The sequence below is a fragment of the Halobacillus sp. genome, assembly GCF_049282395.1.
GTDB lineage: Bacteria > Bacillota > Bacilli > Bacillales > Halobacillaceae > Halobacillus.
Genome location: NZ_JBAPTY010000331.1, coordinates 1 through 10,942, shown reverse-complemented (window position 1 = coordinate 10,942; position 10,942 = coordinate 1). Strand labels below are relative to the sequence as shown.

Sequence of the window (10,942 nt, the reverse complement as noted above, 5' to 3'; positions counted from 1 at the left end):
TGTCTTATATAATTTAAATCGTAATCATTATTATTTTTTGAGAGGGATTAATATGAGTAATCATCCAATTGTAAAGATGGAGCAGGTCTCCTTTAAATATGAAAAGGAATGGGTCGTAAAAGATGTGAACTTGACCATTAGGCAGGGGCAGTTTCTAGGTCTGGTAGGCCCTAATGGTTCAGGGAAATCGACATTAATCAAGCTCATGCTGGGACTAGCTAAACCGGACCGGGGTTCTATTACTCTTTACGATCGTCCAATAAAAAATTTCAGTAACTGGCAGGAAATTGGTTTCGTGTCCCAAAAGGCCAACAGTTTTAATTCTGGTTTTCCGGCCACAGTACTGGAAGTTGTAAAAGCAGGATTGGTTTCAAGAATTGGAACATTTAAATTTTTTAATAAAACGCATAAAGACAAAGCTTTGAAGGCTTTGCGTACAGTTGAAATGGAAGATTATGCTCATTCCAATATAGGGGAACTATCGGGAGGGCAGCAGCAGCGGGTATTTATCGCCCGCGCTCTGGTCAGCGATCCCTCTTTACTTATTTTAGACGAACCAACGGTAGGGGTGGACGCTAAGCACGTGACGGAATTTTATGATCTGCTGGGCCGTTTAAATAAAGAACAGGGTATTACCCTGCTAATGGTAACGCACGATATCGGAACCATTACAGAACACGCCACCCATGTGATATGTATGAATAAAACCGTTCATTTCCACGGAAATACAGAAGAGTACAAAGAATTCAATGATGAAGATCTTAATCGTCTATATGGTCATTCTGTTCAGCAGCTGACTCATAATCACGACCATGACGAGGTGAATCCATCATGATTGAAAGTTTTTTTCAGTATGAATTTCTACAGAACGCAGCCATCACCGGGATATTGATCGGGATTGTAGCCCCTCTTCTCGGTGTATTCATTGTAGTAAGACGCCTTTCGCTGATTGCGGATGCTTTATCTCATATTACGTTGACCGGGATTGCAGCAAGCCTGCTGCTCGAGAAGAAGGTAACAGGCATTAACGACTGGAATCCTGTCTATATGGGAATGGTCTTTTCGGTTGGCGGCGCTATTTTAATTGAAAGGCTGCGAAAGCTTTATAAACATTATGAAGAACTGGCTATCCCGATTATCCTGTCAGGCGGTATAGGGCTTGGGGTTATTCTTATATCACTCGCAGACGGATTCAATACTGATCTGTTCAGTTATCTATTTGGAAGTGTAACGGCTGTCGATCGAACGAGCATGTGGACCGTGCTCATTATTACCATCATGGTTATTGCTATTGTTATACTATTTTATAAAGAGCTGTTTGTATTATCCTTTGATGAAGAGCAGGCCTCGATTTCCGGTGTGAACGGCCGTTGGATTCATCTTTTATTTATTGTTATGGTAGCGCTCGTTATTGCCGCTTCCATGCAGGTGGTAGGTATACTGCTCGTTTCTGCCCTGATGACACTTCCAGTGGCCTCCGCCTTACGCCTGTCAAGGAGCTTCAAGCAGACAATCGGACTATCGATTGCATTTGGTGAGACATCCGTATTGATCGGTTTGTTTTCATCTTATCATTTGAGTGTGCCTCCTGGCGGAACAATTGTTATGGTTGCCGTAATTATTCTTGTGATGACGATTCTTTTCAAAAAGGTTAGAACCCAACAATGGATAAAGGGTGAAGTATAATGAATGTTGAGACGGCTTTACAGCGTTTGAAAGAAAAAGGTTATAAACGGACGAAGCAAAGAGAACGGATTGTGGAGATATTTGTCCAGCAGGATCAGTATATTGCTGCAAAGGATATCTTAAAAACCATACAGGAAGATTTCCCCGGGGTCAGTTATGATACGATCTATCGAAATCTTTACCTGCTTACGGAAGAGGAAATTCTGGAGACGACAGAGCTTGGTGGAGAGAAACATTTTCGGCTGGGGTGTGAGACCCATGGACATCACCATCATTTTATATGTACGACATGCGGAAAAACGAAGTCTATTGAATTCTGTCCGATGAACAGCATTAATGAAAATTTAAAAGGCTACGACATCGAAAATCATAAGTTTGAAATCTATGGAAAATGTCCTCAATGTCATTAAGAGTCTGCGGTGCCAGGCATCGCAGACTTCTTTTTAAAACTTTCAAAAAGTAATGATTACTATTTACAAAGTGTAATCGTTACGATATAATTTCGGTGAAATGGAAGAGGAGGAGAAATGGTGAAGAAACTGGCAATTATATTATCTATAATGATCTTAACAGTCGTCATGTCGGCATGCAGCGAGGATACTTCAAGTCAGGAAAATAATGCATCTGGAGAAAACAATGAGTCTGCCTTGCAGATCCACACGACAGTATATCCTTTACAGTATTTTGCGGAGCAAATAGCAGGAGATGCGGCTGAAGTGGAAACTATTCTGCCTCCAGGAACCGATCCTCATACCTATGAGCCAACGACTAAGGAAATGGTGAATATGGCTGAGGCGGATGCTTTTATATATAATGGAGCAGGTCTGGAAGGTTATGCTCAAAAAATCTCTGATTCTTTGAAACCTGAAGATGTGAAAGTATTGGAAGCGGCTAAAGGAATGGATTTAAAGGAGCATGTGCACAACCATGCGGAAGAAACTGAGCAAAGTGATCATGCCCATGAAGGCGAGGATCATGCTGACGAAGAAGATAGCACGTCTCATGAGGGTGAAGAGCAGAGTGATCATGAAGACCATGATCATGGAGAGAATGATCCTCACGTATGGTTGGATCCCATCCGTTCGATTCAGTTGGCTGAAAATATTAAAGAAATGCTTGTAGAGCTAAAGCCTGAGCAAGAGGAGCAATTTAACAAAAACTTTGAAGAACTGGAACAGAAGCTTACGGACTTAGATCATCAATTTCACGAACAGTTAGAAAACAAACCCAAAAGTGAAATTATTGTTTCTCACGCAGCCTATGGGTATTGGGAGCAGGCTTACGGAATCGAACAAATTGCTGTTTCCGGTTTAAGTCCATCCAATGAGCCCTCCCAAAAGGAACTGGAGAACATTATTGAAACAGCAGAAGCTCATAATTTGAACCACGTTCTGTTCGAACAGAACGTCACCCCTAAAGTTGCGGAGGTTGTTCAAAGTGAAATTGGAGCTGAACCTCTGCGTATTCATAATCTTTCGGTGCTGACAAAAGAAGATATTCAGAACGAGGAAAATTATATTAGTCTGATGAAGCAGAACCTGGAGAAGTTAAGTGAAGCTTTGTCTGAATAAAGAAAACTGCGGACTTAAGCGTCCGCAGTTTTTTGTGTCTGAGGATCGCTGGATAAAGCGGTGGCAGCAAACACAATAATTAAAAGAGCAACAATAATATAAAAGAAAGACAGACCTGGCATAAAATCCAGGAAGGCTCCGGATAGAAATGGACCAAGGATACTTCCGATACTAAAAGCCATTCCGCATAATATATTCCCTGCCGGCAGAAGTTCCCGTGGCAGTAAATCGGTCATATAGGAAATTCCTAACGAAAATAAAGAGCCGACAAATAATCCACCCATCGCAAACGTAGCGAATAAGCCAAGGGTAGATTCCTCAAAAATGGCCGCCAGAATAAAGGCAGCGATCCCTCCTGATACAACGTTCAGGATAACAATCTTACGCCCCACGCGATCACTAAGTGCTCCAAGGGGGATTTGGGATAACAGACTGGCTGCTGCAAAAGATGGAATAATAAATGACAACACATTCACATCATGTCCTATCCTTAATCCATAGACAGGAAAAATCCCGTGGAGAGTAGCCTCGAGAAATCCATAAGCCATCGGTGGAAGAAATGCGGCCCAGCCGATTTTAATTGCCCCCAGGAACCGCTTGTAAGAACTGGTTCCGTAAGCAGTGGCCTGATCGTTTGGTGGTGCCTCATTATTAACTCTCCACATCATAAGCCAGACCATCAAACTGAGACCAGAAGATACAAGAAACGGCAAGTAGATATTAAACTCAAGCAAATTGGTCATTAAAGGGCCAATGGTAAACCCTAAACTGAAAAACAGTCCGTAATAAGCGATGTTTTTGCCTCGTGAATGCGAAGCGGACGTAGCGGTAATCCACGTTTGAGTCCCAAAATGAAGCACCTGATCACCGATTCCGATCGCAACTCTTAATATAAACCAGAACCACAAAGCCTGCCAGAATGGAAAAAGAGCAAGAGAGATGAAGACCAGGGCTCCTCCAATCATAATCACGGGCTTGTAGCCGAGCTTCTGAAGCGGTTTTTCCATAAAGGGAGAGGATATGAGAATCCCGATGTAGAGCCCAGTTGCATGCAGGCCGTTGATCGAAGAGGAAACTCCATTTTGTTCAAGAATAACAGCGAGCAGGGGTAGAAGCATTCCCTGTGAAAATCCTGATATCGTAACCAATCCAATTAAAATCCAAAATCTTGTACGAGTGGAGACCAAAGAATTCCCTCCTCTCCAAATGTATGATACCTTCATTATCGTAAAGGAATCTCAATAAATAGGGCAAGTCTTTTTACTTAGAAGGTTATGACGAGGGTTAAAACGGTTACTATAATAAGTAAAGGCTTGAAAAATTCGAAAGGAGTGGGGAACATGGATTTTTATTTAAAAGAGAACGGGGTACGCACATCATTTGATTATGGACAATTAAATATTTCAGGAGATGAAGCATTCGGTTTCCGACCTTATCAATTAATGGTAGCTTCCATTGCCGGTTGCAGCATCGGAGTCTTCCGTAAAATACTAGACAAACAGCGGATTAAGTTTGAAGACATCAAAGTTACGGCAGATGTTACACGCAACTCAGAGAAGGCGAACCGAATTGAAAAAATCCATCTCCATTATGCTGTAAAAGGCTATCGTCTTAATCAGGATAAACTGCTGAAAAATCTTGATATATCAAGGAACAATTGCTCGATGGTACAATCAGTTCAAAACAGTATTGAAGTAGAAGAAACACTTGAGTGCATCGAACTAAGCTAGTAATATAAAAGAGCCTTATCCTTATGAAGGGTAAGCGCTCTTTTTTTATGGAAAGTTTTTGTAAACAACCTTTGAGCTTGTTCCACATAGGATCCCGTTTGTTTAAGACTCAGTTATAAAATGTAATATATTACTTATGGAAAAAAGGGAGGGTAGCTTATGAAAAGCATGCTTTTAAAAGCAATATTCTATTTAATTGGAATTGTTATAATTGCCTTTGGTATATCCTTAACGATTAAAGCTGATTTAGGAGCAGGAGCGTGGGATGCGCTGAACGTTGGTTTAACAGAGTCTTTTGGACTTACAGTCGGCAACTGGGTCATTATCATCGGCGCATTGTTAATTGTCAGCAACGCTCTCATCGCAAAAGAGCGCCCTGATGTACTGGCGGTCATCACTATATTAATTTTGGGAAAAGTTATCGATTTTTGGCTCTTAGGCGTATTGAATACGGTTACGTTCTCTACGTTCTGGGAGCAATTAATTATCCTTCTCAGTGGTATTATCGCTATTGCAATTGGAGTCGCTTTATATTTGCAATCGAAGTTCTCTCTAAATCCGGTGGATGGGTTTATGGTGGCTCTACAAAAACGATTCGGCTTCAGTCTGACAATCTCCAAGACGCTGACCGAAGCATTTGCATTGGTAGGAGCTCTGATACTCGGAGGGCCGATTGGCTTTGGAACACTCGTTATTTTAATAGGGATCGGCCCGGCCATTCAGTTTTTCGATACGAAAGCTCAATGGGCTATGAATAAGCTGCTTTCCTGAGGTTTCCAGCATAGGAGGACTCTATTTTCCACAGACTAAGAAAAACGAAAGGCGGTCAGGAAAATGGAGGTAAGGAAGATACTTTTAACTGCTGCAGTGGTTTGGCTGATGGGGGCTTGTTTATCAGGAATCGTAGTTGAAGCGAAGCAGGAAGACAGAAACGATACCCACTTGCCCGGTCATGTGGTCAACATTTCTGAAAATAACACGTACACGAATAAGAATGGCGAAGATAGGAAATTGAAAAAAGAAAGCAGAACTCACGAGCTTCTCAAAGATACAAATGTGAAAATTACAAACCCGGTACTAATTGAGATGTTCAATGAAACGTCGATCACTCCTTCCCCATTTGCGATCGGATATAGAGGGGAGATCTTCCTTGGACGCTGGCCGCTTGCTTATAACTCTAAAGAAACATCGGTGAACTGGAAATATCAAAAAATTAATGAGAATGAACTTAATAATGTAAGTGGCCCTCAGACTGAAAAATTAAGTTATGAGCAAATCGCAGAGAAGCAGGTTCAGGGTGGCTTGACTACTCAAACCAGCCATAGTGAGCAATTGAGGGAAATGATTTTGCTTGAAGCACAAAAAAATACAGAACTTCCGCTTGCTTACCAAACCGTGATCGGGAGGGGAACGACTCATAGTAAGGCTTACGACGTAGCTGTAGATTATAAAGGTGTTCTGCAGGCATATGCTCCTGCTCTCAAGGAAACAGGTGAAGCAGCTTTTGGGGATGTTTACATTCAGCTAAAGGGCAGTGACAAAAAAGTTATTGTAAAAAACGTAACTAAGCAGGAAATAGGAGCCTGGATTCCCGTAGAGAATCACATAAGCTTTCGATTGATTGCAGAGTAGAAGACTTATTCTCCCGTTTCGGAGGAATAAGTCCTCATTTCAATACGCTGCTCAGCCATAGCGATCTTATGTTTATGCATGGTTTCAGCGAGAATCCGCCGGGTTTCTTTGGCAGCTGTCCAGTAAACAAGGTCATAGACTAGTCCAGTTACTGTATATTCATAACCTCGATAGTGATCGTTCAGGGAAGTCATCCCATAGACTTGAAAAGGCTCAATCGGCTTGTCTGCTAAATCCTTTTTCACATAGACAGCCAATTCTTCATTCATTCGCACACACGCTTCCTCTAAAACCTCAAACATGCGTTTTGGATCTTCTTTGAAGTTCGTGGTGATTTTTTCAATTACACGCATATGCTCAAAATTATAATTCTCAATTGTTGTAATCTGTCCATTGCTTATGGTGAGCAGACGGCCGCTCCATTGCCGGATTTTTAAAAACCGGAGACCGATTTCCTCTACCGTTCCATGAAAGGTATTATTCAAAGTAATAAAGTCACCTTTATGAAGCTGTTTTTCATAGAGGAGAAATAAACCGGCGAAAAAATCTTTAATCAGATTCTGAGCACCAAAACCAACAATAATACCGATGACTCCAGCCCCGGCCAGAAGCCTGCCGATAGGAATAAATTGATCGAGTACAATAAAAATAAATCCAATCACAGCTGCATAGCTTATGATGGAGTTGAACATGGATTCTAATGTCTGCTCTTTTCGTTCCTCGATAAAAGAGGTTCGTTTGAAGAATGATTGAATTATTTTTCGGATAATAACAACAGATAAGAAAAGTAGGATGGCGCTGCTTATAATTACAACCGCCCGACCGGGATCTTCTGTCCATTTACTTAAATCTATATTATCTAAACCCATAGTATCTGACCTCCTCTTAGGCAAGTATTATAGCATGTTTATCCATCAGTATGTCCACGATGGACATAAGGCTATGCTTATCTTAATCTTCATTTTAGGTATGATCTCTTACGTATAGTTTAAATGGTGAAAATCCCCACAAACAGAAGCAATTGTTTACCTCATCATCCAATGTAATGATAAGATCATCTATTTTTTTAAAAATGGGCACCTCAGGTCATCCATATTATGGATGACCTGAGGTGCCAGTTTCTTCTAATTGCTCAAATTATAAAGAAAGAATTAGTATAAGATATTCATTCTTTTTCATCTTCGGTAGTAAGGAGGCAGGTTATAAGCTTTAAGATTAGAGGGTTTATCTTCCAGTAAGTCCATGATAGACATAAGGCTATGCTTGTACTATGATAAGCATGGCTGAAAAAGTACAAAAAGGAGTTCGTTAATATGACCCAGCAAGAGAGAATCGATGATTTAAAAACACGATTATCTGAATTCATGATTCGAATTGAAGAATTAGAACCTGAGGACACTTCTGTAGAAGATATTGACCATTTAATTTCTATGCTTGAAGAATTAGAGAATAAAATGAACAAATAATTAAAAAGGAGGGGAATGAACTGGATCTGCTGATTTTTTATATTTCCCCTGTGCTCGGCTTTTTGTTTACGCTGACCCTTATTATGGCTCTTTTCCGTAAAGTGTCAGGACGGTCCATTCAACATTCACAAAAGAGGATTCTTATGGGCTCAAGCATGGCTATAGCAGCTATTATTATTTATGTGAATTTTTTCTAGGTTGACTCTCGAATAAGAGGGTTGATTTTTTTAATATTGTACTTTATCATGGTAAATCGCTAATAAATAAAAGATAGAAGTAGAGAGGAGAATGGATTATGGCCTGGGCAGTCATTGTATCTGTCCTCGTAATGACGATTTTAAGTCTATTACGAATCAATGTCATTATCGCAATTATTGCTGCCGGAATAACCGCTGGTTTAATGAATGGCGAGTCGATTACGAAGTCGGTGGAAATACTAGTTAATGGAATGGGAGACCAGGCAAGTGTCGCTTTAAGTTATGTATTGCTTGGCGCGTTTGCTGTCGCTATAAGTTATTCAGGAATCACGTCTCTATTGGTGAATTTCTTGCTTCGCTCATTAAAAAGCAGACGTACAATGATTGTGTTCGTTATTGCTTTTGTTGCAAGTTTATCCCAAAACGTTATACCAGTGCATATTGCTTTTATACCTATATTAATACCGCCAATGTTGAAACTATTTGATGAAATGAAGCTGGATCGACGTGCTGTAGCTGCAGCATTAACATTTGGTTTGAAAGCCCCTTACGTTATGATTCCGGCAGGTTTTGGATTAATTTTTCATGAGACCATTCAGGAAGCAATGGATGCGAATGGAATCAGTATTGGGATCGGTTCGATTGCACAGTCGCTGCTTATTCCAGGGTCTGGAATGGTTGTTGGATTGTTTATTGCTGTATTAATTACGTATCGGAAAAAACGAGAAGCCCCAAATCTTGTTGAAGCGGAAAATACGGTTGGGGAACCTGTATTAAGTGAGAGTTTTCAACGGAAGCATGGGTGGACGATTCTTGCCATTTTCGTCACTTTGATTATTCAGGCTGTCTGGCAGAACTTAATTATTGCGGCTCTTGCTGGAATTATTATTATGTTTATCTTTCGGGTCGTTCCTTTTAATAAAGGGGACAAAGTGGTTAACGATGGAATCGGCATGATGGGATTTATTGCTTTTGTTATGCTGGTTGCAGCAGGTTATGCTAATGTATTAACCCAAACGGAATCTGTTACGGCACTAGTTGAAATCAGTTCAGATTATTTAGGAAACAATCAGGCCTTTATTGCTTTTATATTATTACTTGTAGGATTGGTAGTTACTATGGGAATTGGGTCTTCCTTCGCAACAGTACCAATTTTAGCAGCTTTATTCGTTCCTATATGCGTCAGTGCCGGTTTTTCACCAATGGCTACAGCAGCTCTGATCGGAACTGCAGGCGCTCTGGGCGATGCAGGCTCGCCGGCGTCCGACAGCACACTTGGACCTACTTCAGGTTTAAATGCGGACGGCAGACATAACCACATCTGGGATACATGTGTACCCACTTTCCTTCATTATAATATTCCGTTATTCATCTTCGGATGGGCAACTGCACTAATTCTTTAAGAAAGGCGAGTGGGTAATATTCCCACTTGCCTTTCTTTATATTTAGCTCGTGACTCACGCATACTAAGCAAAAAGTGAGTGGTAGTCATGTGGAAAGTTATTCTAGCCTTATTTGTATCCTGTGCATTTCTTCTTCAGCCTTTATCGATACAGGCAGAAGGATGGGGATACAAAAAAAGCAATAATGGAGAAGCTCCGGATGTAGGCCGGTATGGTCCTATGCTGGAAAAAGAGGATGGTTTCTATGTCGATCCTTCTGGAGCTCCTGTTATTTACTTAACCTTTGATAATGGATACGAGCAGGGATATACAGGAAAAGTTTTAGATATTTTAAAGGAAAAAGAAGTGCCTGCTACTTTTTTTGTGACCGGGCATTACATTCAAAGTGCTCCTGATCTGTTAAAACGAATGGCTAATGAAGGCCATTTAATCGGTAACCATTCATGGAGCCACCCAGATTTTACGAAAATTTCTAAGGAACAAATGAAACAGGAACTGGACAAAGTTAATCAGGAAGTGAAGAAATTAACAGATCAGGAAACCATGACATTTGTCCGTCCACCTCGGGGTACGTTTAATGAACAAACCTTAAAGTGGGCAAAAGAATTTGGATATACCCATGCGTTCTGGTCTCTTGCTTTTAAGGACTGGGAAACAAATAATCAAAAAGGCTGGGAGTATGCTTATCATAGTGTGCTCGACCAAATCCATCCTGGAGCTGTAATTCTTTTGCATACAGTCTCGCAGGATAATGCGGAAGCTCTAGAGCAATTAATTGATGAACTAAGAAAGCGCGGCTACCATTTCGGCAGTCTTAACGATCTGATGGTAAAAAAACTGCTTCCTTTTCCAATTTGGAGCCTGTAACAGAAAGCCTCTACACGCACCGCGTGTAGAGGTTTTATTATACCTTTTTGACGATATTAAAGATAAGCTCCCGTTTGTTGAAGACTCAGTTTCAAGATAAATGGGTCCGTTGCCGAAAAAGGATGAGGGCGGCTACGGAAAACAACTCGCTTTCCTACGGGGGAACTGGCAAGCCTCCTCAGTCGTTGACACTCCCTGCGGGGTCTCGCCTAGCTCCTTCTCCCGTGGGAGTCTCGTCGTTTCCTCCGCCGCCCCAACGATATCTAGTGAACGGACCCTGCTATAGGAGACAGGAGCCATACTGCATCTGCCTCAAATGCTTCTATAACAGGGTTCCTACACGTAAACAACTATGAAAACATAGATTATCCTTGTTTATTGGAAGGTGTT

General features: G+C 41.0%; 12 protein-coding genes. 10 read left to right on the top strand and 2 right to left on the bottom strand.

Annotated features, from left to right (window positions below; all coding sequences use genetic code 11):
* The first annotated feature begins 52 nt into the window (after positions 1 to 52).
* The 4 genes from WAM07_RS14050 to WAM07_RS14035 all read left to right on the top strand — a co-directional run bounded on the left by WAM07_RS14050 (position 53) and on the right by WAM07_RS14035 (position 3,257).
* Entirely contained in the window at positions 53 to 835 is a 783-nt protein-coding gene (locus WAM07_RS14050) for a metal ABC transporter ATP-binding protein (protein ID WP_422167820.1), read from the top strand.
* Positions 832 to 1,686, top strand: coding sequence for a metal ABC transporter permease (locus tag WAM07_RS14045; RefSeq protein ID WP_422167819.1), 855 nt, complete (start codon positions 832 to 834; stop codon positions 1,684 to 1,686). The genes WAM07_RS14050 and WAM07_RS14045 overlap by 4 nt, the downstream gene beginning before the upstream one ends.
* Positions 1,686 to 2,096 (top strand): Fur family transcriptional regulator, encoded by a 411-nt coding sequence (locus tag WAM07_RS14040; protein ID WP_422167817.1) that lies wholly within the window; start codon positions 1,686 to 1,688, stop codon positions 2,094 to 2,096. Before WAM07_RS14045 ends, WAM07_RS14040 begins: the two co-directional genes overlap by 1 nt.
* Before the next feature lie 117 nt (positions 2,097 to 2,213).
* Positions 2,214 to 3,257 (top strand): metal ABC transporter solute-binding protein, Zn/Mn family, encoded by a 1,044-nt coding sequence (locus WAM07_RS14035; protein WP_422167815.1) that lies wholly within the window; start codon positions 2,214 to 2,216, stop codon positions 3,255 to 3,257.
* 14 nt (positions 3,258 to 3,271) lie between these two features.
* On the opposite strand, the gene WAM07_RS14030 is transcribed toward WAM07_RS14035, so the two are convergent.
* Positions 3,272 to 4,444, bottom strand: a complete 1,173-nt coding sequence (locus WAM07_RS14030; RefSeq protein ID WP_422167813.1) for an MFS transporter — start codon at positions 4,442 to 4,444, stop codon at positions 3,272 to 3,274.
* A gap of 153 nt (positions 4,445 to 4,597) precedes the next feature.
* Here WAM07_RS14030 and WAM07_RS14025 point away from each other — a divergent pair, with 153 nt between their 5' ends.
* The 3 genes from WAM07_RS14025 (at position 4,598) to WAM07_RS14015 (ending at position 6,619) form a co-directional block, all read left to right on the top strand.
* Positions 4,598 to 4,987 carry an OsmC family protein gene (locus WAM07_RS14025; RefSeq protein WP_422167812.1) on the top strand — a complete coding sequence of 130 codons (390 nt, stop codon included), beginning with the start codon at positions 4,598 to 4,600 and terminating at the stop codon, positions 4,985 to 4,987.
* 159 nt (positions 4,988 to 5,146) lie between these two features.
* Positions 5,147 to 5,758: a YczE/YyaS/YitT family protein gene (locus tag WAM07_RS14020; protein WP_422167810.1), complete on the top strand. Its 612-nt coding sequence runs from the start codon at positions 5,147 to 5,149 to the stop codon at positions 5,756 to 5,758.
* 63 nt (positions 5,759 to 5,821) lie between these two features.
* Positions 5,822 to 6,619: a YfkD family protein gene (locus WAM07_RS14015; protein WP_422167808.1), complete on the top strand. Its 798-nt coding sequence runs from the start codon at positions 5,822 to 5,824 to the stop codon at positions 6,617 to 6,619.
* Between the two features lie 5 nt (positions 6,620 to 6,624).
* On the opposite strand, the gene WAM07_RS14010 is transcribed toward WAM07_RS14015, so the two are convergent.
* Positions 6,625 to 7,488, bottom strand: coding sequence for a mechanosensitive ion channel family protein (locus WAM07_RS14010; RefSeq protein ID WP_422167806.1), 864 nt, complete (start codon positions 7,486 to 7,488; stop codon positions 6,625 to 6,627).
* A gap of 444 nt (positions 7,489 to 7,932) precedes the next feature.
* Between WAM07_RS14010 and WAM07_RS14005 the strand changes: the two genes are divergently transcribed.
* The 3 genes from WAM07_RS14005 to pdaA all read left to right on the top strand — a co-directional run bounded on the left by WAM07_RS14005 (position 7,933) and on the right by pdaA (position 10,552).
* Positions 7,933 to 8,085: an SE1561 family protein gene (locus WAM07_RS14005; protein WP_014642131.1), complete on the top strand. Its 153-nt coding sequence runs from the start codon at positions 7,933 to 7,935 to the stop codon at positions 8,083 to 8,085.
* A gap of 295 nt (positions 8,086 to 8,380) precedes the next feature.
* Positions 8,381 to 9,685 (top strand): Na+/H+ antiporter family protein, encoded by a 1,305-nt coding sequence (locus WAM07_RS14000; protein WP_422167803.1) that lies wholly within the window; start codon positions 8,381 to 8,383, stop codon positions 9,683 to 9,685.
* Between the two features lie 87 nt (positions 9,686 to 9,772).
* A complete protein-coding gene (gene pdaA / locus WAM07_RS13995) occupies positions 9,773 to 10,552 on the top strand; it encodes a delta-lactam-biosynthetic de-N-acetylase (protein ID WP_422167801.1) in 780 nt (259 codons plus the stop codon).
* Positions 10,553 to 10,942: the final 390 nt, after the last annotated feature.

Excerpts from the sequence above, each read along its gene's own strand:
- WAM07_RS14045 (WP_422167819.1), top strand. The coding sequence starts at position 832 with ATGATTGAAAGTTTTTTTCAGTATGAATTTCTACAGAACGCAGCCATC.
- WAM07_RS14020 (WP_422167810.1), top strand. The coding sequence starts at position 5,147 with ATGAAAAGCATGCTTTTAAAAGCAATATTCTATTTAATTGGAATTGTT.
- WAM07_RS14025 (WP_422167812.1), top strand. The coding sequence starts at position 4,598 with ATGGATTTTTATTTAAAAGAGAACGGGGTACGCACATCATTTGATTAT.
- WAM07_RS14015 (WP_422167808.1), top strand. The coding sequence starts at position 5,822 with ATGGAGGTAAGGAAGATACTTTTAACTGCTGCAGTGGTTTGGCTGATG.
- WAM07_RS14000 (WP_422167803.1), top strand. The coding sequence starts at position 8,381 with ATGGCCTGGGCAGTCATTGTATCTGTCCTCGTAATGACGATTTTAAGT.
- WAM07_RS14040 (WP_422167817.1), top strand. The coding sequence starts at position 1,686 with ATGAATGTTGAGACGGCTTTACAGCGTTTGAAAGAAAAAGGTTATAAA.
- WAM07_RS14010 (WP_422167806.1), bottom strand. The coding sequence starts at position 7,488 with ATGGGTTTAGATAATATAGATTTAAGTAAATGGACAGAAGATCCCGGT.
- WAM07_RS14050 (WP_422167820.1), top strand. The coding sequence starts at position 53 with ATGAGTAATCATCCAATTGTAAAGATGGAGCAGGTCTCCTTTAAATAT.
- WAM07_RS14005 (WP_014642131.1), top strand. The coding sequence starts at position 7,933 with ATGACCCAGCAAGAGAGAATCGATGATTTAAAAACACGATTATCTGAA.
- pdaA (WP_422167801.1), top strand. The coding sequence starts at position 9,773 with ATGTGGAAAGTTATTCTAGCCTTATTTGTATCCTGTGCATTTCTTCTT.
- WAM07_RS14035 (WP_422167815.1), top strand. The coding sequence starts at position 2,214 with ATGGTGAAGAAACTGGCAATTATATTATCTATAATGATCTTAACAGTC.